General features: G+C 61.4%; 27 protein-coding genes. 17 read left to right on the forward strand and 10 right to left on the reverse strand.

The genetic code is table 11. The features are described from left to right. Nucleotides 1-152 precede the first annotated feature (152 nt). Nucleotides 153-1,076 carry a hypothetical protein gene (locus tag ACXPUX_RS03715; RefSeq protein ID WP_458830128.1) on the forward strand — a complete coding sequence of 308 codons (924 nt, stop codon included), beginning with the start codon at nt 153-155 and terminating at the stop codon, nt 1,074-1,076. Here the strand turns inward: ACXPUX_RS03715 and pdxR are convergent. Further along, complete coding sequence (gene pdxR / locus ACXPUX_RS03720) at nt 983-2,425, reverse strand: MocR-like pyridoxine biosynthesis transcription factor PdxR (protein WP_458830130.1); 1,443 nt, start codon at nt 2,423-2,425, stop codon at nt 983-985. The genes ACXPUX_RS03715 and pdxR overlap by 94 nt on opposite strands. 166 nt (nt 2,426-2,591) lie before the next feature. Between pdxR and ACXPUX_RS03725 the strand changes: the two genes are divergently transcribed. After that, nucleotides 2,592-3,251 (forward strand): ECF transporter S component, encoded by a 660-nt coding sequence (locus ACXPUX_RS03725; RefSeq protein WP_458830131.1) that lies wholly within the window; start codon nt 2,592-2,594, stop codon nt 3,249-3,251. A 56-nt stretch (nt 3,252-3,307) separates the two neighbouring features. On the opposite strand, the gene ACXPUX_RS03730 is transcribed toward ACXPUX_RS03725, so the two are convergent. Next, nucleotides 3,308-4,558: an aminoacetone oxidase family FAD-binding enzyme gene (locus tag ACXPUX_RS03730; RefSeq protein WP_458830133.1), complete on the reverse strand. Its 1,251-nt coding sequence runs from the start codon at nt 4,556-4,558 to the stop codon at nt 3,308-3,310. 156 nt (nt 4,559-4,714) lie between these two features. Here ACXPUX_RS03730 and ACXPUX_RS03735 point away from each other — a divergent pair, with 156 nt between their 5' ends. From ACXPUX_RS03735 to ACXPUX_RS03765, 7 genes are all read left to right on the forward strand, one after another. Beyond that, entirely contained in the window at nt 4,715-5,257 is a 543-nt protein-coding gene (locus ACXPUX_RS03735) for a stage V sporulation T C-terminal domain-containing protein (protein ID WP_458830135.1), read from the forward strand. A gap of 481 nt (nt 5,258-5,738) precedes the next feature. Continuing rightward, the gene (gene hrcA / locus ACXPUX_RS03740) at nt 5,739-6,812 is read left to right on the forward strand and encodes a heat-inducible transcriptional repressor HrcA (protein ID WP_458830136.1); all 1,074 of its coding nucleotides are present in this window, start codon (nt 5,739-5,741) and stop codon (nt 6,810-6,812) included. Beyond that, nucleotides 6,809-7,426, forward strand: a complete 618-nt coding sequence (locus tag ACXPUX_RS03745) for a nucleotide exchange factor GrpE (RefSeq protein WP_458830138.1) — start codon at nt 6,809-6,811, stop codon at nt 7,424-7,426. Before hrcA ends, ACXPUX_RS03745 begins: the two co-directional genes overlap by 4 nt. 101 nt (nt 7,427-7,527) lie before the next feature. After that, on the forward strand, nt 7,528-9,354 hold the full coding sequence (gene dnaK, locus ACXPUX_RS03750) for a molecular chaperone DnaK (protein ID WP_458830140.1): 1,827 nt from the start codon (nt 7,528-7,530) through the stop codon (nt 9,352-9,354). Between the two features lie 159 nt (nt 9,355-9,513). Further along, nucleotides 9,514-10,686 (forward strand): molecular chaperone DnaJ, encoded by a 1,173-nt coding sequence (dnaJ, locus tag ACXPUX_RS03755; protein WP_458830142.1) that lies wholly within the window; start codon nt 9,514-9,516, stop codon nt 10,684-10,686. Between the two features lie 127 nt (nt 10,687-10,813). Continuing rightward, on the forward strand, nt 10,814-11,332 hold the full coding sequence (locus ACXPUX_RS03760; protein WP_118658544.1) for a hypothetical protein: 519 nt from the start codon (nt 10,814-10,816) through the stop codon (nt 11,330-11,332). A 10-nt stretch (nt 11,333-11,342) separates the two neighbouring features. After that, nucleotides 11,343-11,567, forward strand: a complete 225-nt coding sequence (locus ACXPUX_RS03765; RefSeq protein ID WP_147366428.1) for a hypothetical protein — start codon at nt 11,343-11,345, stop codon at nt 11,565-11,567. A gap of 189 nt (nt 11,568-11,756) precedes the next feature. On the opposite strand, the gene ACXPUX_RS03770 is transcribed toward ACXPUX_RS03765, so the two are convergent. The 6 genes from ACXPUX_RS03770 to ACXPUX_RS03795 all read right to left on the reverse strand — a co-directional run bounded on the left by ACXPUX_RS03770 (nt 11,757) and on the right by ACXPUX_RS03795 (nt 17,046). Continuing rightward, entirely contained in the window at nt 11,757-12,086 is a 330-nt protein-coding gene (locus ACXPUX_RS03770) for a hypothetical protein (protein WP_458830144.1), read from the reverse strand. A gap of 75 nt (nt 12,087-12,161) precedes the next feature. Further along, nucleotides 12,162-12,515 (reverse strand): hypothetical protein, encoded by a 354-nt coding sequence (locus ACXPUX_RS03775; protein ID WP_458830146.1) that lies wholly within the window; start codon nt 12,513-12,515, stop codon nt 12,162-12,164. Between the two features lie 222 nt (nt 12,516-12,737). Then, on the reverse strand, nt 12,738-13,910 hold the full coding sequence (locus ACXPUX_RS03780) for a DHHW family protein (protein ID WP_458830148.1): 1,173 nt from the start codon (nt 13,908-13,910) through the stop codon (nt 12,738-12,740). A gap of 12 nt (nt 13,911-13,922) precedes the next feature. Next, nucleotides 13,923-15,341 carry an MBOAT family O-acyltransferase gene (locus ACXPUX_RS03785; protein WP_458830150.1) on the reverse strand — a complete coding sequence of 473 codons (1,419 nt, stop codon included), beginning with the start codon at nt 15,339-15,341 and terminating at the stop codon, nt 13,923-13,925. 119 nt (nt 15,342-15,460) lie between these two features. Then, a complete protein-coding gene (locus ACXPUX_RS03790; protein ID WP_458830151.1) occupies nt 15,461-16,030 on the reverse strand; it encodes a DUF4358 domain-containing protein in 570 nt (189 codons plus the stop codon). 149 nt (nt 16,031-16,179) lie between these two features. After that, the gene (locus ACXPUX_RS03795) at nt 16,180-17,046 is read right to left on the reverse strand and encodes a M15 family metallopeptidase (protein ID WP_458830153.1); all 867 of its coding nucleotides are present in this window, start codon (nt 17,044-17,046) and stop codon (nt 16,180-16,182) included. Between the two features lie 79 nt (nt 17,047-17,125). Between ACXPUX_RS03795 and ACXPUX_RS03800 the strand changes: the two genes are divergently transcribed. The 4 genes from ACXPUX_RS03800 to ACXPUX_RS03815 all read left to right on the forward strand — a co-directional run bounded on the left by ACXPUX_RS03800 (nt 17,126) and on the right by ACXPUX_RS03815 (nt 19,400). After that, nucleotides 17,126-17,575: a SpoVA/SpoVAEb family sporulation membrane protein gene (locus tag ACXPUX_RS03800; protein WP_112091520.1), complete on the forward strand. Its 450-nt coding sequence runs from the start codon at nt 17,126-17,128 to the stop codon at nt 17,573-17,575. 88 nt (nt 17,576-17,663) lie between these two features. Further along, on the forward strand, nt 17,664-18,680 hold the full coding sequence (locus ACXPUX_RS03805; RefSeq protein WP_458830154.1) for a stage V sporulation protein AD: 1,017 nt from the start codon (nt 17,664-17,666) through the stop codon (nt 18,678-18,680). A gap of 1 nt (nt 18,681) precedes the next feature. Beyond that, entirely contained in the window at nt 18,682-19,038 is a 357-nt protein-coding gene (gene spoVAE / locus ACXPUX_RS03810) for a stage V sporulation protein AE (RefSeq protein ID WP_458830156.1), read from the forward strand. A 110-nt stretch (nt 19,039-19,148) separates the two neighbouring features. Further along, nucleotides 19,149-19,400, forward strand: coding sequence for a peptidoglycan synthetase (locus ACXPUX_RS03815; RefSeq protein WP_458830157.1), 252 nt, complete (start codon nt 19,149-19,151; stop codon nt 19,398-19,400). A gap of 72 nt (nt 19,401-19,472) precedes the next feature. On the opposite strand, the gene rpsT is transcribed toward ACXPUX_RS03815, so the two are convergent. Then, nucleotides 19,473-19,733 (reverse strand): 30S ribosomal protein S20, encoded by a 261-nt coding sequence (gene rpsT, locus ACXPUX_RS03820; RefSeq protein ID WP_005943554.1) that lies wholly within the window; start codon nt 19,731-19,733, stop codon nt 19,473-19,475. Nucleotides 19,734-19,898: 165 nt separating this feature from the next. Between rpsT and gpr the strand changes: the two genes are divergently transcribed. Both gpr and spoIIP read left to right on the forward strand, forming a co-directional pair. Beyond that, nucleotides 19,899-20,684 carry a GPR endopeptidase gene (gene gpr, locus ACXPUX_RS03825; RefSeq protein ID WP_458830160.1) on the forward strand — a complete coding sequence of 262 codons (786 nt, stop codon included), beginning with the start codon at nt 19,899-19,901 and terminating at the stop codon, nt 20,682-20,684. A 575-nt stretch (nt 20,685-21,259) separates the two neighbouring features. Continuing rightward, nucleotides 21,260-22,387, forward strand: a complete 1,128-nt coding sequence (spoIIP, locus tag ACXPUX_RS03830) for a stage II sporulation protein P (protein WP_458830162.1) — start codon at nt 21,260-21,262, stop codon at nt 22,385-22,387. Nucleotides 22,388-22,564: 177 nt separating this feature from the next. On the opposite strand, the gene ACXPUX_RS03835 is transcribed toward spoIIP, so the two are convergent. Next, nucleotides 22,565-23,116 (reverse strand): hypothetical protein, encoded by a 552-nt coding sequence (locus ACXPUX_RS03835; protein WP_458830163.1) that lies wholly within the window; start codon nt 23,114-23,116, stop codon nt 22,565-22,567. Between the two features lie 453 nt (nt 23,117-23,569). On the opposite strand from ACXPUX_RS03835, the gene asnS reads away from it, so the two are divergent. Both asnS and mutY read left to right on the forward strand, forming a co-directional pair. Continuing rightward, complete coding sequence (gene asnS / locus ACXPUX_RS03840) at nt 23,570-24,958, forward strand: asparagine--tRNA ligase (protein ID WP_113992478.1); 1,389 nt, start codon at nt 23,570-23,572, stop codon at nt 24,956-24,958. 86 nt (nt 24,959-25,044) lie between these two features. Continuing rightward, nucleotides 25,045-26,088 carry an A/G-specific adenine glycosylase gene (mutY, locus tag ACXPUX_RS03845; protein ID WP_458830165.1) on the forward strand — a complete coding sequence of 348 codons (1,044 nt, stop codon included), beginning with the start codon at nt 25,045-25,047 and terminating at the stop codon, nt 26,086-26,088. The last annotated feature ends 2 nt before the right edge of the window (nt 26,089-26,090 follow it).

A 26,090-nucleotide genomic window follows, 5' to 3' on the forward strand; every position in this document is an offset into this window, starting at 1 on the left:
CGGGAAGGGGTTCCAGCGTCAGCCAGAAATCCTCCTGCTCCTCGTGGTCTTTTTCGTTGGGGGTATTTGTTTTATCCATGCAGCATCCCTGCCTTTCTGCATAAAGGGTCGCCCGTTGGGTCATGCTTTATGCACAAAAAGGAGGCAGAGCCATGAAACACGCAAAACGCAGCGGCTGGCGTCCCTTCTGGGCGGCGCTGTGCGCCGCCCTGCTGGTGCTGCTGCCGCTGGTGGGCGGCACAGTGCTGCTCAGCCGCGCCCAGCTGCGCAGCAGCCTGCGGCAGGCTGCAAAAAGCCAGAGCGGGGTGCCCATCCGTCTGCCCAAGGCTGCCGACCGGTGCACCGTGCTGCTGTGCGTGGCAGACGAGACCCCGGGCTTTGTGCTGGCCTACCTGAACGCCGGGCAGAACTGCATTCATCTGCTGGCGGTGCCCGCCGCGCTGGAAGTGCCCTTTGGGGGCAAAACTGTCCCCCTTGCGGACTGCTACGCCGCCGCAGGTCCCGCCCGCTGCCGGGAGGCACTGGGCGAGGTGTTCGCCCTGCCGGAGGATACCGACTATCTTGCCATCGCCCCGGCAGTGCTGACAAAGCTGGCGGCGCGGTACGGCGCAGTGCGGGTGGGCTTTACCGGGGCGCTCACCCCGGAGCAGCTGGCGCGGTACGGCAAAGGCACCGGGGTGCAGGGCATCTCTGCCGCCGACGCCCACAGCTTTTTGGCGGCGCTGGATGCCGACACTGCTCTTTCGCCCCGGCGCAGCGCCGCCGCCCGGGCGGCGGTGTGGGATGCCTTTTTCCGGCAGGCACTGGAGCTGCTGCCCACCACCCTGCCGCAGGGTCTGCGGGAGGTGAGCAGCAGTCTGCTGACCAGCCTGACCGCCGTGGACCTTGCTACACTGGAGCGCACGCTGGAATTTTTAGCCACCAGCGCCGAGCCGGTGGATATCACCGCCGACGCCCTGCCCGGGGACTGGTCGGGCGGGCATTATACGGTGTCTGATGCCTCCCGGGCGGCGGTGCAGAGCTTTTTCAACCTCTCCCCGGCGGCGGGGCAGTCCGCGTCCGGCAGCGAGCCGTAACCCAGCACCAGCGTCCCGGCGGCAGAGTGCGCCGTGCCGGTCAGGTCGTAGTCGCTCAGCAGGGAACAGCGCACCCCGTACTGCCGGGCAGCTGCCCGCAGGGCAGCGTCCGGCGGCGGGTCTTTCAGCTGTGCCAACAGGTGCAGGCCGGTGTGCAGCCCCGCAAGGGTCAGCTCCTCCGGCGCAAAGGAGGCGCGCAGCGCCGCCGCCAGTGCATCCCGGCGGGCTTTGTAGGCGGTGCGCTCCCGCGCTAAGTGCCGGGTAAAATACCCCCCGGTGATAAAGCGCGCCAGCGTCTGCTGCTCAAACCGCCCCACCGTGCCGGAATAGAGCCGGTATTTTTCCTGCCACGCGCCCAGCAGCTGCCGGGGCAGCACCATATAGGCAATGCGGATGCCCGGGGCAAGGCTGCGGGAGCAGGTGGACAGGTACACCACCGGGCCGTCTGCGCCCGCCATGCCCTGCAAACTGGGCAGCGGGCGGGTATCAAAGCGGAACTCGGAGTCGTAGTCGTCCTCTATGATGTACCGCCGCCCCGGGGCGCGGGCTGCCCAGTGCAGCAGCTCGGCCCGGCGTCCGGCGGGCATGGTGACCCCGGTGGGGAACTGGTGGCTGGGGGTAACGTAGCACACCGCCGCATCGCTGGCAGAAAGAGCCGTCAGCGACAGCCCGTCCGCGTCCACCGGCAGGCAGCGGCAGGGCACGCCGTTGTTTTCCAGTACCTGCCGGGCGCGGGGGTAGCCGGGGGTCTCCACGGCAGCAGGGCCGGGCAGCAGCGGTGCCAGCAGCCCCAGCAGATATTCCAGCCCTGCACCCACCACCAGCTGCTCCGGGTCGCACTGCACGCCCCGGTACTCGGCCAGATACCCTGCCAGCGCCTGCCGCAGGGCGGCATCGCCCCGGGCATCCCCGGGGGTGAGCAGCTCCGGCGCGGAGTAGAGCAGTTCCTTTTGCAGCCGCGCCCATGTGCGGAAGGGGAACAGCCCCGGGTCCACGCCCCGGGTGGACAGGTCGAACTGCACCGGCGGGGCAGCAGCGGCGGGGGGCGCTGCCGCCGGCGCAGAGGGCGCGGCGGGCGGCTGCACCCCCTGCGGCAGGGCAAGATACTCCTGCACCGTGAAGCCGCTGCGCTCCCGGGCGGTCAGGTAGCCCTCTGCCGCCAGCATCTGGTAGGCGGTGTCCACCGTGTTCACCGAGACCGACAGCTCTGCCGCCAGCCGCCGCTTGCCGGGCATCCGGGTGCCCGCCGTCAGAGTGCCTGCCCGCATCTCGGCGGCAAGGCTGCGGTAGAGCTGCTCGTACAGCGGCACCGCCGAGGCCGGGTCCAGTGCCGTGGTCAGATGTACCATAGAATGTCCCTCCCATCTGGGCATTTTGTCAAACTGACCCCATAAAAAAACTTTATTCTGGGTATTTTCATAGGGTCAGTTCTGCGTATAATAGGAGCATACCCGCCGGACACCCAAATGTCAAGTAGTTTTGTGGGGTTATCGGCGTGATTGGAGGGAAAGTATCATGTCTACTACTGCAATGTGGCTGCTGCTGGCAGTCGTCGTCATCCTGATCCTGTTTTTCAGTGTGCTGTACAAGCGCCGCTTTACGGTGCACGAGCTGGCGCTTACCGGCGTGATGGCTGCGCTGAGCTTAGTGGCCTACCTGTTCTTCCGCATCCCGTTCTACGGCGGCTCCTCGTTCCATCTGGGCAACACCTTTACCGCCCTGACGGCGCTGCTGCTGGACGGCGTGTCCGGCGGTCTGGCGGGTGCCATCGGTCTGGCACTGGCAGATATCCTTGCCGGTGACCCGGGCTACGCCATTACCACCTTCGTGCTCAAGTTCATCATCGGCATCACCTGCGGTGCCGTGGCACATAAGGTGTTCAAGCTGCGGGATCAGGATCGTCACAGCGCCGGGTATCTGGTCAAGGTGATCGTTTCTGCGGGTTCCGGCCTGTTGCTGAACGTGTTCACCGACCCCTTCCTTGGCTACTTCCGCAACGTGTACATCTTTGGTCAGGACTACACCGTGGCACAGGCGCTGACCAAGATCGCCGGCGGCGTGACCTTTGTGAATAGTGTGGCTTCCACTGCCTGCGCCGTGGTGCTGTATCTGGCACTGCGCCCTGCACTGGAGCGTGCAAAGCTGCTTTCCAAGGGCGAGAATAAGGCCGCCTGATTTAGATAAAAAAGGGACGAGGAAAAGCCCGCGGGCTTTTCCTCGTCCCTTTTTTATTACCGTTTTCGGCTGCAAAGGTGCTTTGCGGCGTCCCGCCCGGCGGCAAGGCCGCTGCCGAACGCCCAGTGCAGGTTGAAGCCGCCGCAGCTGCCGGCGCAGTCCAGCGTTTCGCCCACAAAGTACAGCCCCGGACAGCCCTTGAACTGGAAGGTCGGTTCCACCTCGGTCAGGGCAAGCCCGCCGCCGGTGGTCTGCGCCTGCCGCCAGCCGCAGGGGGTAAGCCCCTCGAACCGCCAGTGCTTGGCGGTGTGGGCAAGCTTCTGCCAGCTGCCTGCGGGCAGGGCGCGGGGGGCGGCGTCCGGCAGGGCGGCGGCAGCCCAGAGGGCGCGGCCCAGCTTGCCGTGCAAAAGCCCCAGCCAGAACGCTGCCGCCGTGTCCTCGGCAAGCAGCGGCGCACGCGCCGCAAACAGGGCGGCAAGCTCTGTCTCCGGCACAGCGGGGAACAAATCAAGTTCCACCGCCGGGTGCTTCGGGCTGCGCCCGGGGGCAAGCAGGCCGGACAGCTGCATGATGCAGATGCCGGAAAGCCCGTAGTCGGTAAACTGCACTTCGCCCATTTCTTCAGCCAATACCCGGTCGCCGTCCAGCAGCCGGGCAGCGGCCTTGGCGCGGATACCCGCAAGGCTCTTGTTCGGCTTTGCGCATTGCAGGGCGGTCAGGCAGGGGTAGAGCGGGCGCATCTGCCCGCCGCAGTCGGCGGCAAAGCGGGTGCCGAAGCCGTCCGTGCCGAACTGCGGCCCGGCGGCGCCGCCCATGGCGCAGATAACGGCATCTGCCCGCAGGCTTTCGGTGCCGCCCTCGGCGTTCGTAAACTGCACGGCGTAGCCGCCCTTGCTCTGCCGCAGGGTGCATACCGTGCAGCCGGTGCGCAGCTGTACGTTATGCCGCTGCAAATGCAGCTCCAGCAGCGCCAGCACGTCTGCCGCCTGATTGGAATAGGGGTACACCCGCCCGGCTTCATCGGTGCGGGTGTACAGCCCCAGCTGCTCAAACCACGCCAGCGGCGCGGCGGCATCCACCGCCACCAGCAAGGGCCGCAGCGCGGCGGGGTCGGCGGTGAAGTACTTTTCCGGCGCGATGGCGGTGTTGTCCAGATTGCAGCGGCCGTTGCCGGTAGCCAGCAGCTTTTTGCCCGCCTTGGGGTTGCGCTCCAGCACTGTGACGCGGGCAGCGGGCGCGGCCTGTGCAGCCGCCAGCGCAGCGGCCAGTCCGGCGGCACCGCCGCCCAGAATAAGGATGTGTGCCATGCGGACACCTGCTTTCTTTGGGTTTATTCCTATTTATTGTAGCAGAACCCCGCCCGGAACGCAATGCGGCGGGCAAAGCAAAAAATCCGCTGCCGGTATAATTTGCCGCCGCTGACAGATACTACATACAAAGGAAACTGCAAGGAGGGCAAAATAATGAAAGCAACCGGTATCGTGCGCCGCATCGACGAGCTTGGCAGGGTGGTGATCCCCAAGGAGATCCGCCGCACCCAGCGCATCCGGCGGGGCGACCCGCTGGAGATCTTTACCACCGGCGACGGGGAGGTGATCTTTAAAAAGTATTCGCCCATGGGCGAGGTGAACGCCCTTGCCGCCCAGCTGGCCGAGGTGCTCAGCCGCCAGTTTGCGCTGACCGCCTTTGTGTGCGACAGGGACCGCATTCTGGCGGTCAGCGGCAGCGGGCGGCGGGAGCTGACCGACCGCAGCATCAGCCAGCCGCTGGAAAAGCTGATGGAAGCCCGCAAGCCCTACCAGAGCCCCGGCGCACCGGAAAAGACCCTGCTGCCCTGTGAGGGTACACCCCGGGTGCTGCTATGCGCCGCACCGGTGCTGACGGGCGGGGACGTGACCGGCGCGGTGGGCTTACTGACCGAGGACCGCACCGCCTGCCCGGAGGACGCCCAGTGCAAGGCGGTGGCGGTGGCAGCGGCCTTTCTGGCAAAGCAGATGGAGGAATAAGGCGGGACGATCTGGAATGCGCACCGCGCTGCTTTGCGCATAAAAAGCGGAAAGAATATTTTTATTGGTAGTTCCGAAACGCCTGCGGGCGTTTCGGAACTACTTTTTCACGGAAGGGGGCTCGCCCTCTCCGTCTGCTCCCGCTGGTCGCATCCACACTCCCCCTTTTGTCGCTGCGCGACATCTTCCCCCGGAGCGGGGGAAGACTTTCCTCAAAGGGAGAGGCAAGAGCACTGCCGGAAACTTTTTCATTATGCCTAATACTTTAGTGTCGAACCTTACGGCTTGGCTCTCCCTTTGGGAGAGCTGGCGCGGGAGCGCCTGAGAGGGCGCACACCCCCCTTTATGACAGAATTATGAATCTTTATAAACATTTTTGCAAAGCACTTGACAGCAGGGCAAAAACGATTATAATGGTCTTAGCACTCAGGAACAAGGAGTGCTAAACAAACAAAAGCGATACAAAAAGGAGGCAGGCGCTATGACGATGGATGCACGCAAGCAACGGGTCTTGCAGGCGATCGTGGCGCTGTATGGCCTTGAGGGCGAGCCGGTGGGCAGCAGCGTGCTGGCAAACTACTTTGATATGGCAGTGTCCAGCGCAACGCTGCGCAACGAGATGGCGGCGCTGACAAAGCTGGGCCTGCTGGAGCAGCCCCACACCAGCGCAGGGCGTGTGCCCAGCGCCAAGGGCTACCGGTATTATCTGGATAATCTGCTGACCGATGATCAGCCGCTGGACCGCGTTACCCGCGCCCGGGTGGATGCGGTGTTCGCCAGCCTTGACCACGAGCCGGAAAAGCTGGCACAGGGCGCTGCCAAGGCGCTGGCCGCCATCAGCGGCTGCACCGCCGCCGTCAGCACCCCCTGCGCCGAGGATCTGTGCATCGCCCATTACGAGGTGGTGCAGGTGGGCCGCAGCGCAGCTGCTGTGCTGGCTGTGACCACCGCCGGTTACGTCCGCACCCGGGTGGCGCGGGTACGCACCGGGCTTTCCCGGGAAAATGCAGCTGCCCTTGCGGCGCTGCTCAACCGCAACCTTACCTTTGTGGCACCGGTGGATCTTTCCACCCGGATGCTCAGCGAGCTGTGCAGCCAGATCGCACCGGAGCTTGTGCCGGTGGTCAGCGCCGCAGCCGCAATTTTGCAGGACAGCGTAAAGCCCCATGTATTTCTGGGCGGCGAGCAGCACCTGCTGGACTGGCCGCAGCTGGATGGCCGGGTGGGTGATATCCTTACCCTGCTGAATGACGAGGAACAGGCCGCAAGCCTGATCGCACCCCCGGAAAACCGCAGCGAAAGCGTGCTGCTGGGCGAGGATCTGGAACCGCAGATCCCCGGGCTGTGCATCGTGAGCGACCGGTATCTGGTAGGCGGCGGGCTGTGGGGCTCCATTGCCCTGATCGGCCCCACCCGGATGCCCTTCCAGAAGCTGATGCCCCTGCTGCACGAGTTTGCAGACCAGCTGGGCGAGGGCATGAGCGGCAAACGAAAAGACACCCCGCAGGCTGCCGTACCACGGCGGACTGTGATCTATAAGGAGGATCTGGAATGAGCGAAGAAGCAAAGAACACGGTGCCCGAGACCGAGCAGCCGGAAACTGCCCCCGAGGAAAAGACCGCTGCCGCAGCGCCCGAACAGGCTGCTGCCGAAGCTGACACCGAAGAGGACAAGAAGAAGGACGGCGGCTGGTTCAACAAGAAGGCCCGGGAGATGGAAGCCGTTAAGGCAAAGCTGGATGCAGCGGAAAAGAACGCCGCACAGGCCAAGGATCAGCTGCTGCGCATGGCTGCCGAGTACGACAACTACCGCAAGCGCTCCACCCGCGAGGCCGACCAGAAGTTTGGCGACGGTGTTTCCCACGCAGTGGAAAAGATCATCCCCATTCTGGATACGCTGGACATGGCAGCCAACGCCCCCACCACCGATGAGAATTACAAAAAGGGCGTGGTCATGACGCTGGATAAGGCGGCAAAGGCACTGGAAGCCCTCCATGTGGAGGAGATCGAGGTGCTGGGCAAGCCCTTTGACCCCAACCTTATGAGTGCTGTGCAGCAGATCCCCGCCCCGGACGGGCAGGAGAGCGGCACGGTGGTCACCGTTTTCCAGAAGGGTTACAAGCTGGGTGACAAGATCATCCGCCATGCAACCGTTGTGGTGGCCGAATAAACAAGCCGAACCTCCCGCAAGGGAGTTTGCAATAACATCCGCTTGACATCATCATAAGCATCATATAAACAAGATTTGTTTTTTCGAGAGGAGACTTCATTATGAGTAAGATTATTGGTATCGACCTTGGTACTACCAACAGCTGCGTAGCTGTTATGGAGGGCGGCGAGCCTGTTGTTATCGCCAACTCTGAGGGCGCCCGCACCACCCCGTCCGTTGTCGGCTTCACCAAGACCGGCGACCGTCTGGTAGGTCAGGTTGCAAAGCGTCAGGCTATCACCAACCCCGACAACACCGTTTCTTCCATCAAGCGTCAGATGGGCACCGACCACAAGGTGACCCTGAACGGCAAGGAGTACACTCCCCAGCAGGTCAGCGCTATGATCCTGCAGAAGCTGAAGGCTGACGCCGAGGCTTATCTGGGCGAGACCGTCACCGAGGCTGTCATCACTGTGCCTGCCTACTTCAACGACAGCCAGCGTCAGGCCACCAAGGACGCAGGCACCATTGCCGGCCTGAACGTCCGCCGTATCATCAACGAGCCCACCGCAGCTGCTTTGGCTTACGGTGTGGATAAAGAGGACGACCAGAAGGTCATGGTCTACGATCTGGGCGGCGGCACCTTCGATGTGTCCATCATTGAGATGGGCGACGGCGTTACCGAGGTTCTGGCCACCAACGGCGATACCCATCTGGGCGGCGATGACTTCGACCAGCGCATCATCGACTGGATGGCAGACGCCTTCCAGACCGAGAACGGCATCGACCTGCGCAAGGACAAGATGGCTGCACAGCGCTTGAAGGAAGCTGCCGAGAAGGCTAAGATCGAGCTGTCCAGCGCAATGAGCAGCCAGATCAACCTGCCCTTCATCACCGCCGATGCTACCGGCCCCAAGCACCTGGATATGACCCTGACCCGCGCAAAGTTCAACGAGCTGACCGCTGATCTGGTGGATCGTACCATGACCCCCGTGCGCAAGGCTCTGCAGGATGCAGGTCTGCGCGCTTCCGACCTGAAGAAGGTCCTGATGGTCGGTGGTTCCACCCGTATCCCCGCTGTCTACGATGCAGTGAAGAAGGAACTGAACTGCGAGCCCTTCAAGGGCATCAACCCCGATGAGTGCGTGGCTGTCGGTGCTGCTATTCAGGGCGGCGTTCTGAACGGCGAGAAGAAGGGTCTGCTGCTGCTGGATGTCACCCCGCTGAGCCTCGGCATTGAGACGCTGGGCGGCGTGTGCACCAAGATCATCGACCGCAACACCACCATCCCCACCCACAAGAGCCAGGTGTTCTCCACCGCAGCCGACAACCAGCCCTCTGTTGAGGTCAACGTGCTGCAGGGCGAGCGTGAGTTTGCCCGCGACAACAAGAGTCTGGGTGTGTTCCATCTGGACGGCATTGCTCCGGCTCCCCGTGGCGTGCCTCAGATCGAAGTTACCTTCGATATCGATGCCAACGGCATCGTGAAGGTCAGCGCTAAGGATCTGGGCACCGGCAAGGAGCAGAACATCACCATCACTGCTTCTACCAATATGTCCAAGGAGGACATCGACAAGGCTGTGAAGGAAGCTGAGCAGTTTGCTGCCGACGATAAGAAGAAGCGTGAAGAGGTCGATATCCGCAACGGTGCCGACCAGATGGTGTTCCAGACCGAGAAGATGCTGAAGGAGAACGGCGACAAGCTGCCCGCAGACGTGAAGAGCGATGCCGAGGCAAAGCTTGCTGACCTCAAGACCGCTGTCCAGTCCGGCAACGTGGACGACATCAAGGCAAAGCAGGAAGCCCTGAGCCAGGTGTTCGAGAAGATGTATCAGGCAGCCGCTGCCGCACAGCAGGCCGCCGGTGCACAGCCCGGTGCTGACGCAGGCGCAGCCAATGAAAAGCCCAACGATGACGGCGTTGTGGATGCCGACTTCAAGGAAGTCTAAGTCTGACACAAAGCGCTGCGTCCGGCCAAACCGGCGGGCACACGCGCAATAGAGCAAAAGCCGCTCCGGTTTAGGCCGGGGCGGCTCTTGCTGGTTTATAGAGTGAGGAACCGACCGGGGCGTTACCCGGGGAGGGCGTTCCCGGAGAGGTGAGTGGATATGGCACAGGAAAAGCGTGATTATTACGAAGTGCTGGGGGTATCCAAGGGCGCAAGCGATGCCGAGATCAAAAAGGCATACCGCAAGCTTGCCATGAAGTACCACCCGGACTATAACCCCGGCGATAAGGACGCCGAGGCAAAGTTCAAGGAGATCAACGAGGCAAACGAGGTGCTTTCGGACCCGAAAAAGCGCCAGCTGTACGACCAGTACGGCTTTGCCGGTGTTGACCCCACCTACGCAGCACAGAACGGCGGCGGCCCCGGCGGCTTTGGCGGTTTTGGCGGCGACGGTGTGGACTTGGGCGACATCTTTGGCGATATCTTCGGCGGTGGCTTTGGCGGCTTCGGCGGCTCGTCCCGTCAGGCAAACCCCAACGCCCCCCGCAAGGGTCAGGACATCCGGGTGCGCATCACCCTGAGCTTTGACGAGGCCGTGCACGGCTGCAAGAAGAACATTACCATCACCCGCCAGCAGGAGTGCACCGAGTGCCACGGCAGCGGCTGTGCCGCCGGCAGCAGCCCCGAGACCTGCCCGGACTGCGGCGGCCGCGGCTTTGTCATCCGCCAGCAGCGCACCCCCTTTGGCGTGATGCAGACCCAGCAGCCCTGCTCCCGCTGCGGCGGCAAGGGCAAGCTGGTAAAGAACCCCTGCAAGGTCTGCCACGGCAGCGGCAAGGTGGCTACCAAAAAGACGCTGGAGGTGTCCATCCCCATGGGCATCGACGACGACCAGAGCTTTGCACTGCGCGGCATGGGCGATGCCGGTACCAACGGCGGCCCCGCCGGTGATGTGATCGTCATGGTCACTGTGCGTCCCAGCGAGGTGTTCCAGCGCGATGGCTACGATGTGTGGGTCACTGTGCCCATCACTTACAGTCAGGCTGTGCTGGGCGACAGCGTCACTGTACCCTCCATTGACGGCAAGGTGGAGTACACCGTGCCCGAGGGCACCCAGAGCGGCACCACCTTCCGCCTGCGCGGCAAGGGCATCCAGTACCTGAATGGCCGCGGCCGCGGCGATATGTACGTCAAGTGCGAGGTGGAGATCCCCAAAAAGCTGAACAAGGCGCAGCGCGATGCCCTGAAGAAATTCGAGGGCACTTTGAAGGAAGAAAACTACGAAAAGCGTAAGGGCTTCTTCAAAAAGCTGAAGGATATGTTCAACGCATAAGGTATGAAATCCCCTGAGCTGCCGGGAACAGCAGTTCAGGGGATTTTTGTTTTTGTTGAAAATCAACACAGAATCGAGTATAATATAACTGATGATTCGGGACGTCGCATTTGGAAAAGAGGTTTATATGGCAAGGTTTATACCGTTTATTCTGAAAACAGATGATGAACAGAAAATAGGTGTGAGGATCACACGCATGAAAAAAGCAGATGCGGCACAGACGGAAAAAGAGCCTGTATGGCAGACGAGTTGGATGTCTGCCTATATCCAGAAGGATGCTTTTGAAAAGTATGCGTTAAAAACAACGGATGGCGAATTGGTTGCACTGGCAGCGTATGAAATACTGGAAAATGATGTGATGGTGCACATCACCTATATTGAAAGCCAGCCGGAAAGCAACCCGACAATTGTTGGTCATTCCAAAAGATATCAGGGAATCGGACGGGTCTTGATTGCCTACGGCATCAAGCTGTCGATCGATCATGGATGTGGCGGGACGGTCACATTTGAAGCAAAGGTTCCGGAATTGGCAGAACACTATATCCGGGATTATGGCGCGTGCCCACTGCCGAGTTTTGGCGGAGCGCCGCGTTATGAACTGTCTGGCGAGGCGGCTATGAATATCTTTGTGACGTATTTGAAGTGAGGTGTTTTCGATGGATGCAAAAGAGTATTTCCAGCGTGACCCGGAACGGGAGGCGTTTTATCGCACGTTTTATCAGATTTGTCGCCGCTTCAATGTTACATGGTCTACGGCAACGCCGGAGGTCAGAGCCTTTGTGGAGGAAGCGACCCGTGTGACCTACGAACAGGAGAAAGCACAGCGCAGCGGTCTTTCGCCCAATACAGTAAAACCATTTTTTGGAGACACCGCTTGCTGAAAAACAGGCACGATATCCGGGTTGATTGTATTATAAAAAAGCCAAACGGCGGTACGTTCCATCGGAGCGTGCCGCCGTTTTTTGCGTGTGAACCCTACAAAAACAGCGGAGGCGCTGCCCTTTCGGGCAGCGCCTCCGCCTGCTTTGTTCTTTGGTGTACTCCGAGCCGGTCTTATGAGATAAGATGGATCAGAGCAGGATGACTGCTGCATTGATGATCAGGCCGACACCGGTAGCGGTGGAGCTGATCATGTAAGCGGTGCAGGCGATGTCACGGATGGCGTTGGCAGTGCTCTTCTCCATATCGGCAGACAGAGCGTCCAGACCGGTCTCAATCCAGGTGTTGGGGTTCTTACGGCGGTAATCGCGGACAGCGGTCAGACCCTTGAACCAGCCGTACGGGGGAATCAGCCAGCACAGCAGAGCCTCAGACATGGTAGCATTGGCGCCGCCTTCGGTGTAGGTCATTTCCTCAGTGGACAGGACATTGTAGTACGCGGGCATCATCATTTTTTCCATAATAACACTCCTTTTGAAACAAAGCTATCCAAAACGGTGCACCCAAAAACGCACCGTTTTATCTGATTAAAAAGGTCAGCGCACGATCAGCAGAACGGCGCTCAGGGGAGCCAGTGCCACCACCATGGTGGTGGAGACCGCATCCCGCACAAAGTTGCTGGCGGATTTGCCCATATCAGCGGCAAGGGCATCGGTGGCGCGGCCCAGCACGGTAAAGAAGTTGCCGTCCTTGTTGCCGTCCTGCTGCAGCCAAGTGCGTGCCTGCTTGATGCCCCAGATATAGCTGGAAGCCAGCACCACAGCACCTACCACCGTTGCGGCAGTGGTGGCGATCCCGGCAGCATCATCCACTGCGCCGCCGCCGGTGGTATAGGTCATTTCTTCGTTGGAAAGTACCGCATAATCTGCGGGATAATTCATCTTTTTCATCATCAATACTCCTTTGTCAAGGGGAAATGCCGCATTGCATCCCGATTCCCCGGCGTCCATACCCAAGGCCGATAGAGCATTGTTCTCTATATGGCCATTCTACAACAGTGGTCGGGTTTTATCAAGGGGTTTTGGTACATCTGTGCAAAAACTGGCGGGACGCATGAAATTGCAGCTATAAATTTGTGAAAATAGACTGCAATAATTTGGGCTTTTGGCTGTTTAGCCTGTTACCCCGGCGCGGTAGAGGTAGGGGTCGCTCTTGAAGCTGTCAAAATTGTACAGCACAAGGATCTGGTCGTAGCTGTTATCGGCGATCAGCTTGTCCAAGCCGTAGTTGTAGTTGCGGAAATCCACCACGTCAATGTCGGCGTAGTTGGCGGTCAGGTAGGGCACAAAGCAGTTGGCGTAGCTGTCCTTGATGACAAGGATGCGCCCGCTGCCGTTGCCCTGCACCCGGCTTAAACCATTGTTGCCGTGCAGGAACATGGCGTATTTGTCGTAGACGGAAAGCTTCTCCGTGTCGTACAGGCCGGTGGTCTGCCCCTCGGTGGGCTGGCCTGCCGCCGTCACGTTCCATACCGTCAGGGCGTTGTCAAGGTCGTAGTAGGTGATCACGTCCGGCACGGCGTTCCATGTGCGCGCCTTGGCGTAGTGGGTGCCGTAAAAGTTATCGGCGGTCAGCGCGGTGTGTGCGGCGGTGTCAAAGGGGGTAAGGCCAAGGGTCTGGCACAGCTGGCTGTACGCGTAGTAGGCGCCAAGGCTCGTCCAGTGGTGGTCGGTGCGGTAATAAATATACTCGCTCTTGTGGGCGGTAAGGGTCTGGCGCACGTCCACAAAATTCCCGCCCGCTGCCTGCACCGCAGCGGAAAGCTGGTCAAGGTAGCCGTCCTCGTCCAGCAAAGGAGCGTTTGCGGGCACGTTCTCCTTGTAGATATCGCTGGCAGCGGGTGCCAGCAGCACATTCACCTTGCCCGGGTAGCGCTGGCACAGGCTGGTGAGCGCTGCGGTGTTTTTGGGCAGGGTGCGCTCCTCGCTGGAAAGCAGCCCGTAGGTGCGGGGGAACATCATGTGCTCCTTGCCCAGCAGGATGCCGCCGTTCTGCTGCTTTTGCAGCAGGGTGGTCTCCACCACGCTCTGCAGGCTGATCCACGCATCGCGCCCCGCCACCTGATCCTTGACGTATTTGGTGTAGGCGGTAAAGTAGCTGTTCAGCCCCTTGGCGGTGAACTGGGTCAGCGCCGGGCGCTGGCTCAGGGTGGTGTTCTCCAGCTCGCTGTAACTGCGGTCCGGGGTGACCATATCCAGCGCGAACAGCCCGATGAAAAACAGGCTGAACACCACCAGCACCGGGTAGTGCAAAAGGGAGGAGGTCTTTTTCTCGTGTTTAGACATCTTCCCGCCTCCTTAAAAGTTAAAGTACAGGAACGGGCTGTTGGTGCTGCCCACCACATAGGCGGTGGAGACCACCAGCAGCGTCAGGATGGCGGCGCAGCGGGTGACCACGTTCTTGCGCAGCACATCCCACAGCTTTTCGATCAGCGGGGTGCAGCACACCACGCTTACCGCCAGCAGCACGCCGTAATTCCGCAGGAAATACAGCGGCGACACCCCGCCGGAGGGGATAAAGAGCTTCTGGAACAGCAGCCCGAAGGACACGCCGGTGTCGTTGCCCACGAACATCGCCCAGCCCACCACCACAAGGAACAGGGTGTAGAAATGCGGCCACACCCTGCCTTTTTTCAGGTAGGGCAGCAAAAACAGCTTTTCAGCCGCCAGCAGCACAAAGTAGTAAAGACCCCAGCAGATAAAGTTCCAGTTTGCGCCGTGCCAGATGCCGGTGAGCAGCTCCACGATGAACAGGTTCAAAATCTGCCGCTTGAGCCCCTTGCGGTTGCCGCCCAGCGGGATATACACATACTCCCTAAACCAGCCGGACAGGGTCATGTGCCAGCGCCGCCAGAACTCGGTGATGGAAGCGGAGATATAGGGGTAGTTGAAGTTTGCGGGGAAATCGAAGCCCAGCATCCTGCCCATGCCGATGCCCATCAGGGAGTAGCCGGAAAAATCGAAGTACAGCTGTAAGCTGTATGCGATGATGCCCAGCCACACCAGCGGGGTGGAAGCGTTTGCCAGACCCACAAAGGTGGTGGAGGGGCTGTCGGCCACCCCGATGATATCCGTCCACAGCGCGCCCACGGCGTCCGCCAGCAGCACCTTTTTGGCAAGACCGAAGGTGAACAGGGTCATGCCCTCTTCAATTTGTTTGAGGTTATAGCGGTGCTTGTAGACGTGCAGCTGGTCGGAGACGTCCCGGTACTTGACGATAGGCCCCGCGATGAGCTGCGGGAACATGACCACATAAGCGCCGAAATCAATGATGTTGCGCTCGGCCTTTACATCCCGGCGGTAGACGTCGATGGAGTAGGAAAGGGTCTGGAAGGTGTAGAAGCTGATGCCCAGCGGCAGGGTACCGATGCCCTGTATCTCGGCAAAGGCGGTGCCCAGCAGAGCGTTTGCGCTGCGCAGCATAAAGTTTGCGTACTTGAAGTAGAACAGCATCCCCAAACTGCCAACGAGCGCCACCAGCAGAAAGAAACGGCGCAGGGCAGGCTTTGCATCAAAATGCTCGATGGCAAGGCCGCTGAGGTAGTTGATGAGGATAAGCGCCACCATGACCGGAAAAAAGCGCACCTCGCCCCAGCAGTAGAACACCAGACTGCACAAAAACAGCACGGTGTTTTTCAGTTTTGCGGGGGCAAGATAATACAGCGCCAGCGTGATGGGCAGAAAACGAAACAGGAAGATGATGGTGCTGAAAACCAAGGGGTCAGCCTCCTTTTTTACAAGTTTTGCGGGCAATAACGGTTTTTCCATCCCGGGTGCGGGAGGGCTCTACTGAAAAAAGCCGATGCCGCAGATGGCACCGGCTCAGAAGGTCAGATTCAGCTGTTCAGGGCGCTGTCCACAGCACTGTTCAGGTCTGCGGTGCACGCGTTGGAGGCGATCACCATGACCACACGGTCGCCCTTGGAGGAGATGATGGCGTTTTCTACGTTGCTCTGTGCCTGCGCGAACTCGGCGTAGTTACCGTAGAAAGCCACCTGATCCTGCTTGTAGCTTTCCAGCGCGGTCACCACGTCCTGTGCCTTGCCGGAAGCGGCTTCCACCACCAGCACAAGGCCGGCGTCGCCGTTGTCGTTGCTCTTCACGCCCTTGTAGCTGGCCACGTCCTCCGCCTTCAGGCCGAAGTCGTACTCGATGTTCATGGCGGCGATCTCGAACTGGTTGGAGATGGGGTTGGCAGCCAGCAGGGTCTCCACGGCGCTGTCCAGATCGGCGGTGCCGTTTTCGGTGGCATCCGCTGCCGGGGCGGCAGTGCTGGAAGCCGGTGCAGAGGCGGAGGCGCTGGACACGGAGGACGGCGCGGAAGAAGCGCTGCCGCCGCAGCCGGTCAGGGCAACAGCCAGCACGGCGCTGACGGCGATCACAGAGAGTTTTGTGCGGTTTATCATAAAATATTCCTTCTTTTGTTGAATTCATTTGTCGGGGTGCGGGGCTGTGCCGCGCACACGGGCAGACTGTATTTATCTTACCATAACAGCAGGTAAATTGCAACGCACCCCGCAGGGTTTTCCGGCAGTTTTCATTGGATTTTAACCGGTCACGGTCTCCCCGGCGGCAATGCGCTGCAAAACGGCGACCGCGTCCTCCAGACACAGGCCGCTCCGGTTGAGCAGGGCGGCGTTTTCCGGGCCACATAGCGCCAGTGCCACGGCTCGTAGGTGATGCCGGTCACGCTTTCGGCCTCCTTGGGGTAGCGCAGGATAAAGCCGTACTGCTCCGCGTTCTCGCACAGCCAGCGGAAGGCGGCGGTGTCGGCAAAGCCGGTGTCAAGGGTGGTGTGCTCCGGGCTGTTCAGGTCGGCGGCAAGACCGCAGTTGTGCTCGGAGCAGCCCGGCGGGTTGACGATGGCGGCGGCCTTTTCCCGGGCGGCGGCTTCGCTCAGGCCCTTATTGCGGTAGTACTGGGTCTTGTCATTGTACAGCTTTTTCTGGTAGCTGACGCTGCGGTAGCCGCTCTGCATCCGCACATCTACGCCGTCCTTGGCGGCAGCGGCCTGCATGGAGAGAAAAGCCTCGGCGGCTTCGGTCTGCAAGGTCTTGTTGATGGCGGTGGCCGAGCCGCACTCCTTGGTCCCGACGGGGTAGTCCTCCGTTATCGGGTGGGCGCGGTTGACAAGGATCATGCGGGGATCATCCAGCAGCGCCTGCGCCTGTGCGGCGGTAAGGGTGCTCTGCTGCGCGCCGTTATCGGCGGGCTGCTGCACCGGGGCGTCGGGCAGGGTGCTTGCGGCCTGCACAAGGCTTTCAGCGGGCTGTTCAAGGCTCTCGGCGGGCAGCTCCGGCAGCTGCGGCACAGCGGCCTTGCGGGTACAGGCGTAGGCGGTGCCGCCCGCCACAAAGCAGGCCAGCGCCGTCAGGCAGAGCAGACGGCGGGCATGATGGTTACGGTGATGGGAAGATTGCATAGATCATACCTTCTTTCACAAAAAAAGGATAAGCACCCGCCGCCCCGGGCAGACTATCCGCAAAAGGGGGCGCGGGAAGATGAAGATGACAGCGCAGGAATATGCACGCCGGGTACAGAAGGCCGGGCCGCACTCGCCGCTTTTGGCAGACTGCCTGTGGGCGTTCTGTGTGGGCGGCGGCATCTGCCTGCTGGGCGAAGGGCTGCGGCAGTTGTTTCTGCGGCAGGGCGCGGACGCTGAAGCGGCGGGCACCCTGACCAGCTGCACCTTGATTTTGCTCTCGGCGGTGCTGACCACGCTGGGCTGGTACCAGAAGCTGGCGGCAAAGGCCGGGGCGGGGTCGCTGGTGCCCATTACCGGCTTTGCCAACGCGGTGGTCAGCGCGGCCATCGAGTTCAAAGCCGAGGGGCGTGTGCCGGGCACCGGAGCCAAGATGTTCCTCATCGCCGGGCCGGTCATCGTGTACGGCACGCTGGCGGCGGTGGTGTACGGTGTGGTGCTGTGGCTGCTGGGGGCTTCTGCCTTATAATACGGAACAGCCCCGCCGGATATTGCAGTGCCACAGCACCAGTATAGCACGTTCCGGGGCATTTTTTGCAGAAAGGGAGAAATTTTTTATGACAGAGCGCCGGGGCGATACCCTGTTGTTTCATACCCCGCCGGTCATCGCCGCACAGGCGGCGGTGGGCGGCAAAAAAGAGAGCGAAGGCCCGCTGGCAGCGGGCTTTGACGAACTGACCACCGACAACCGGCTGGGACAGTGCAGCTGGGAGGCCGCCGAAAAGCAGTTGCAGCTGCGGGCGGCACGGCTCTGCCTGCAAAAAGCGTCTCTGCCCGCCGAGCGGATAGACCTTGCGCTGGCGGGGGACTTGCAGGCGCAGTGCACCGCCTCCGGCTACGCGCTGCGGGAGCTGGGCGTGCCCTTTGCGGGGCTGTTCGGGGCGTGCAGCACCATGGCGGAGGCGCTGGCGCTGGGCGCGGCACTGTGCAGCAGCGGGGCGGCGCAGAACCTGCTGGCTATGACCTCCAGCCATTTCTGCGCGGCAGAACGTCAGTTCCGCACCCCGCTGAGTTACGGCGCGGTGCGCACCCCTACCGCCCAGTGGACGGCTACCGCCGCCGGGTGCTGCCTGCTGCGTCCGGCAGGGCAGGGGGTGGGCATTGCCGCCGCAACCCTTGGCAGGGTGCAGGATTATAATATTAAAGATATCAACAACATGGGCGCAGCCATGGCACCGGCAGCAGCCGCTACCTTGTTACAGTATCTTGCCGATACCCGCGCCGAACTGCGGGATTTTGACTGCATCTATACCGGCGACCTTGGGCTGGTGGGCAGTCAGATGCTGCGGGAGCTGTTGGCGGCAGAGGGTCTGCTGCTGAAAAACCACGTGGACTGCGGCTGTCTGCTCTACGATGCCGGGGAGCAGCGGGTGAAAAGCGGCGGCTCGGGCGCGGGCTGCTGCGCCGCTGTGCTCTGCGGGCATATCCTGCCAAAGCTGCTGCGCCGCGGCAGCCGCCGGGTGCTGTTCCTCGCCACCGGAGCGCTGATGAGCCAGACTACCTTTTTGCAGAAGGAGAGCATCCCGGCGGTGGCGCACTTGGTAGAGCTGACCGCACCGGAAAAGGAGAGCTGAAATGAACTATCTGTGGGCGTTTTTAGTGGGCGGCGCCATCTGCGCGGTGGGGCAGCTGCTCATCGACCTGACAAAGCTGACCCCGGCACGCATCCTGACCGGCTATGTGGTGGCGGGGGTGGTGCTCTCGGCGGTGGGGCTGTACGCGCCGCTGGCAGAGTTTGCCGGTGCGGGGGCGAGCGTGCCCCTGCTGGGCTTTGGGCATCTGCTGGCAAAGGGAGTGCGCACCGCCGTGGCGGAAAAGGGAGCCATCGGCATTCTGACCGGCGGGCTGACCGCAGCCTCTGCGGGCATCACCGCAAGCCTTGTCTGCGGCGTGGTGTGCAGCCTTGTGGGTAAAAGCCACGACCAGAACTGAATAATGGAATGCATTTGCGGCTTGCGGGAAAGTGCTGCGTTGTCTGCGCTGCTTCGCTATATTTTGCGCCCGGCGGCTGGTAAACTGGGAGCAAAACGGAGGTGAGGCGCATGAAACGCAGCGGACAGACCGTATTGTGGGAGCTGTGGGCGGCGCTGTGCCTGTGCACGGCGCTGGTGCTGCCGCCCGGCAGCCCGTGGCTGCACGAGCCGGCGCTTTTGTACCCGGGGCTTTCGCTGGCGGCAGTCGTGCCCGCCGCGTGGGTGGTGTGGTGGATGACTGTGCCGCCGCAGCCGTTGCCGCCGGAGCAGCTGATGGAGCCGGTGCAGCGGCAGAGCCTTGCCGCGCTGTGCGGGACATAACGGCGGAAAAAACAAAAACCCCTGTGCCGGGTACCCGGTACAGAGGTTTTGTTCGTCAATCAAACTGCGCGATCAAGCGTTCTTGTTAGCACGCTTTGCCATACGGCTGATCTTGCGGCTGGCGGTGTTCTTCTTGATGACACCCTTAGCGCGAGCCTTGTCGATCGCGGAAACAGCAGCCAGGACGGTTGCGTCCTTGTCAGCGGCATTCGCATCGATGGCAGCGTCTGCCTTCTTGACGACTGTTTTCAGGTTGGTCTTAATGGCCTTGTTGTGAGCCTGCTCTGCAGCAGCCTGCACGACGCGGTCCTTCTGAGATTTGATGTTAGGCATTCGTTCCACCTCCTTGGCTACCTATAACAGCGCACCCTATGATACCATATTTCGCGTACCAGCGCAAGCGTTTTTTTGATTTTTGTTTGGAAAAGTTTTGTTTTTCCCATACTTTCTGGCAAGAAAGCGGGCCTTTGCCCCCAAAAGGAACGGAGAGTGTGGAAAATGCGTACTACGGATATGGCCGACGAGCTGTTTTCGGGCGCGGCGCAGCCCCTGCCCGCAGGGGTGCGGCTGGCCACCGCCCGCCATGGCGGGGTGACGGTGACAAGGGTAGAAATTGCCCGCGAGGGGCTCAGCCGCCCCCGGGGCAGGTATGTCACGCTGGAAATGCCCAGCGTCAGCGTGCTGGACGAGCGGGACGCCGCTGTCATCGAGGTATGCGCCCGGGAGCTGCGGGCCCTTTTGCCGCCGGAAGGCCCAGTGCTGGTGCTGGGGGTGGGCAATCGCCGCATCACCGCTGACGCCCTTGGCCCGCGCACGGTGCAGCGCATCCTTGTTACCATGGGCGCGGGCGCTGCCCCGCCGGTGCGGGGCTTGCGCCCGGTAGCGGCCGTTGCGCCCGGGGTGGCGGCAGCCACCGGGCTTTCGCTTCAGCAGCTGGCGGCGGCGCTGGTGGGGCAGCTGCGCCCGGCGGTGGTGGTCTGTGTGGACAGTCTCTGCTCCGCCGAGGGGCAGCGGCTGGGGCGCACGGTGCAGTTTTCGGACTCGGGGCTTTACCCGGCGCAGGCCGACCACACCCGCCACCTGACCCGGGACACCTTAGGCGTGCCGGTGGTGGCGGCGGGCATCCCCACCCTGATGCAGGCGCAGGAGGGCGCAGACCTTGTGGTCACGCCCCGCGCGCTGGACAGCGTCATTGCCCACGGTGCGGCTTTGCTGGCGGGCAGCGTCAACCGCGCCTTGCAGCCCCGCCTTACCGTGCAGCAGCTGTGCTGGCTGACGGGGTAGACGATTTAGAATGTGCTCCGCTGCGCTCTGCACATATTCAGCGGAAAGAATATTTATAATTTCGCGTTTGTCGCGCTCTGCGGAGCGCTCCAAACGCATTTTCACGAGAGGGGTCGTGGAGGAAAACGGCATTTGCAGCGCCGCTTGCTGTGCAAGCGCGGCGCTGCGGGAAAGCACTGCTAATCTGCGCCCTCTCCGTCTTTGCTTCGCAAATCCACCTCTCCCAAAGGGAGAGGCAAGAGCACTGCCGGAAACCTCCTCTTTGTACCTAATGCTTTAGCATCGAGGTTAACGGCTTGGCTCTCCCTGAGAGGAAAGACTTCCCCCGCTCCGGGGGAAGATGTCACCATAGGTGACAAAAAGGGGAATCTGGCGCGGGAGCGCCTGAGAGGGCGCAGACCAGCGGTGCTGCAAATGCTGTTTCCGGTCACGACCCCTCTCGTGAAAAGGCAATTCTGGAAAATCCGCAGATTTTCCAGAATTGCGAAATATAAAATAATTTTTCCTTGAATTATGCCCAGAGCGGAAGCGGAGGGCATTTTAAATTGTCCCACCGCCGGAAAGGAGGTCTTGCCATGCGCAGCAGAGAGCCTTGGCGTCTGCCTGCGGGGCAGAGCAGGGCAGTGCCCTTTTTGCAGGCTGCGGTGCTGTTTGCAGCCCTGTGCATCTTTGCCCGCAGCGCCGCGCTGGTGCTGGCGGCCTTTCTGGCAGCGCCGGTGCCCGCCGCGCAGACTTTGCTGCATCTGGGACAGCAGGCGGTGGAGAGCCGGGCTGCGGCGGCGTCTGCGGAAAGCGTGCCGGAAGCCGTGTCCGCCCCCTCTCCGGCGCAGGAGACTGCCGCCCCGGTGCAGACCGGGGTGGAGCAGTATTTTGTGGCGCTGCAGCCGGACGAAGCCCGCCCTGCCGATGCGGGCACGGTGACAGAGCAGCAGTTCGGGCAGGGCAGCGGCGAAAAGTACATCCCCTGCGGCGCGGGCAGCATCAAAAATAACACCCGGCAATCGGCGGCAGACATCGCCGCCGAGGCGGCGCAGCCCCTGCCCTTTGCCATCGAAAAGGACAGCGCCGCACCGCAGGTGCTCATCATGCACACCCACGCCACCGAGGACTACCGCCTTTCTGCCGGGCTGTGGTTCACCCCCGGGGACGGGGCGCGCAGCACCGACCGCAGAATCAATATGTGCGCGGTGGGGCGGGTGATGGCGGATACCCTCAACGCGGCGGGCATCTGCACCCTGCACGACGAGACCCTGAACGACTACCCCAGCTACACCGGCAGCTATGCCAACAGCCGGGCGGTGGTGCAGCAGTATCTGGCGCAGTACCCCAGCATCAAGGTGGTGCTGGACGTCCACCGCGACGCCATCGAGCGGGAAAACGGCACCCGCTGCGCCCCGGTGTGCAGCATAGATGGGCGGCAGGCGGCGCAGGTGATGATCATCTGCGGGTGCGACAACGGCACCAGCGTGCAGCTGCCCGCATGGCGGCAGAACCTGCGCTTTGCCGCCGCGTGGGAGCGCAGCATGGAGGCAAAATACCCCGGCTTTACCCGTCCGGTGCTGTTCAGCTACCGGTTCTATAATCAGGACCTGACCACCGGCAGCTTGCTGATCGAGATCGGCGGGCACGGCAACAACTTAAATGAGGCCCTGTACGCCGGATATCTGGCAGCACAGGGCCTCGCGGATGCATTATTAAGCTGAGGCAACACCGCACAATTCCCGCCTTACGGCTTAAGCACCACTCCGGCGGCTGCGGCACGGCATCTGCGGTGCCAAAATGCTCGATAATACACAAAGTATTATCTGCGCTTTTGGCTTAGCATCTGCCGCACCTCACTCGCCGTATCGGCACTTAGAATTATGCGGTATTGCCCTGAATCAGCCGCCAAGGCTGGAGATCATGCTGCTCTTGGCAGACTGATAGTAGCTCCATGCCTGATCGGCTACGGTCTCGGGCTGGTTATACTGCCGCAGCACGCTGCGCATCTCGCTGACCACCGAGGAGACGGCACTGTCGTAGGTGCTCTCCACAGAGGAAAGATGCTTGTAGGCGATGCTGACCTTATTGGCAAAGGTCCGCTCTTCGGCGGGCAGAGCGTGGTATTCATCCTTTGCGCTCTGGATGGCACTGCTGACATCCGACCGTGCAGAGGACTCCAGCGAGTACAGCTCGCTCATCAGCGACGAGATCTTGGCGTCGCACTCCGGGTTTGGCGGGTCGTAGACATGACCGCTGTCCTCCACTGATGCAGAACCTCCTTCGTAAGTGCTTTCCCCGGCGCTTGGGGGAGAGGGGAACCAGTCGCCGAACAGAAACTCGTTGTACCCGGCAATGAATTCCTCCTTGGTGCAGCCGCTCAGCAGGGCTGCCAGTGCGCAGCTGACCACGGCGAGGGTCAAAAGACGGATGGCGCGGTGTGCGTGTTTCATGATCTCCTCCAGTATCTGTTTTTGCGGAATAGCGCTTTTTTCCATTTTATCAAAGAATGCGCATCCTGACAAGAAAAAACACAGAATTTTCCCCGATGCCGCGCAGTAAGGTTGACAAAATGCCGCCAACGTGCTATTTTAAAACAGCAAATGCAAGGAACGGGAAAAGTAGCGCGGGCCGTCCGGCCCAGAGAGTGCGGCACAGCTGAGAGCCGCGCCCGTGCGCCGCGTGAACGAACACCCGGGAGCAGCAAACTGAACACGGCAGCGCGTCTGCCGCAAAGTAGGTGCGCCGCAGGTCCAGCGTTACAGGGACAGCGCTTAAACAAAGAGCGCGTGAGCGACCGGACACATCCGGTAATTCAGGTGGCACCGCGGACATTACAAGACAGCTTGTTCGCCCTGAACTTTCAGGGCAAAAGCTGTCTTTTTTCTTTGTAAAGGAGAACTACTATGGAACGTACCGAGATCCTTTCGCTGTTCAAGAACACCCCGGCGGACGGCACCGAGATCACCGTCTGCGGCTGGGCCAAGAACATCCGCGACTCCAAGAACATCGGCTTCATCGCCCTGTCGGACGGCGGCTGCTTCAAGACCTTGCAGGTCGTGCTGGAAGCCGGAAAGCTGGCAAACTACGATGAAGTCATCCACACCGGTCTGTACAGCAGCCTGCGCATCAAGGGCAAGCTGGTGCTCACCCCGCAGGCAAAGCAGCCCTTTGAGCTGAACGCCGAGAGCGTGGAGATTCTGGGCGACTGCCCCGCCGACGAGTATCCCCTGCAGAAAAAGAAGATGAGCATGGAGTATCTGCGCACCATGCCCACCCTGCGTCCCCGCACCAACACCTTCAACGCCGCTTTCCGCGTGCGCAGCGTGGCAGCCTACGCCATCCACAAGTTCTTTCAGGAGAACGGCTTTGTCTACGCCCACTCTCCGCTGATCACCGCTTCCGACTGCGAGGGTGCAGGCGAGATGTTCCGCGTGACCACACTGGATCTGGACAATGTGCCCAAGACCGAGGACGGCGCTGTGGATTACAGCAAGGACTTCTTTGAAAAGCCGGTCAACCTGACCGTTTCCGGTCAGCTGGAAGCCGAGGCCATGGCGATGGCATTCGGCAAGGTGTACACCTTTGGCCCCACCTTCCGCGCCGAGAAGAGCTTTACCACCCGCCACGCTGCGGAGTTCTGGATGATCGAGCCGGAGATGGCCTTCTGCGACCTGAACGGCTACATGGACAACGCCGAGGCTATGATCAAGTACGTCATCCGCTATGTGCTGGACAACTGCCCGGACGAGATGGCCTTCTTCAACCAGTTCATTGATAAGGGTCTTGTCGAGCGTCTGGAACTGGTGGCAAACAGCGAGTTCGGCCGTATCAGCTACACCGAAGCCATTGAGATCCTGGAAAAGAACAACAAGAAGTTCCAGTACCCCGTGGAGTGGGGTGTGGATATCCAGACCGAGCACGAGCGCTACCTGACCGAGGTGGTGTTCAAGAAGCCGGTCTTTGTCACCGACTACCCCAAGGAGATCAAGAGCTTCTACATGAAGCAGAACGCCGACGGCAAGACCGTGGCGGCAGCAGATATGCTGGTGCCCGGCATCGGCGAGCTGATCGGCGGCAGCCAGCGTGAAGAGGACTACGGCAAGCTGGTGGCCCGCATGGACGAGCTGGGCATGGACAAGACCAACTACGAGTGGTACCTGAACCTGCGCAAGTTCGGCGGCGTGGAGCACGCAGGCTATGGCTTGGGCTTTGAACGCATGATCATGTACCTCACCGGCATCCAGAATATCCGTGACGTGCTGCCCTTCCCCCGCACCGCATACGGCTTCTGAGAAGCGCGAATACTGTAACTCAAGAAAGCCGCCGCTTCTGCGGCGGCTTTCTTGTTCCTCATTTTTCAACAAGGAGTACAAAACAAGTGGAAAACATTTCGCCTGCCCTGCTGGACTGGTTTTATAAGAACCGCCGCAGCCTGCCCTTCCGGGAAGACCCCACCCCCTACCATGTGTGGCTCAGCGAGGTGATGCTGCAGCAGACCCGGGTGTCGGCGGTGCTGCCGTATTACTACCGCTTTCTGGAGGAACTGCCGGATATTCCTGCGCTTGCCGCCTGCGAGGAGGAAAAACTGCATAAGCTGTGGGAGGGGCTGGGCTATTACAGCCGGGTGCGCAACCTGCAAAAGGCCGCAAAGCTCGTCTGTGCGCAGTACGGCGGGCAGCTGCCCGCCGACTACGCCGCCCTGCGTGCGCTGCCCGGCATCGGGGAGTACACCGCCGGAGCCATTGCGTCCATCAGCTTCGGCCTTCCCGTGCCCGCCGTGGATGGCAATGTGCTGCGGGTGTTTTCCCGTCTGTATAATGACCCGGGCGTGATTACAGAACCGGCGGTAAAAAAGGCCTTTACCGCCCGGGTCATGGAGCATCAGCCGCCGGAAAAGGCCGGGGATTACAATCAGGCGCTGATGGAGCTGGGGGCGCTGGTCTGCGTGCCCAACGGTGCGCCTTTGTGCGGGCAGTGCCCGCTGGCAGAGCTCTGCCTTGCCCGGGCGGCGGGCACCACCGCCCAGCTGCCCCAGAAGGCAAAGCCCAAGCCCCGCAAGCTGGTGCCGGTAACGCTGGCGCTGGTGGAAAGCCCGGCGGGCTTTCTGGTGCAGCAGCGGCCGGAAAAAGGCCTGCTGGCCGGGCTGTGGCAGCCGGTTTTGTGGGAGGGCGAACATCTTTTGCAGGCCGAGGTGCTGGCGCGGCTTGCGGCACTGGGGCTGGACATCGGCGCGGCAGCCCCCGCTGCCCTGCCCGCCGCAAAGCATATTTTTACCCATATCGAATGGCTCATGTCCGGCGTGCAGCTGCACGTTCCGGCGCAGAGTGCCCCGGCGGGATATGTCTGGGCAAGCCGGGAGCAGCTGCGCACCACCTACGCCCTGCCCGGGGCGTTCCGGGCGTACAAGCCGCTGCTGCTGTGATT

This window comes from Faecalibacterium sp. PGM34 (assembly GCF_054456555.1).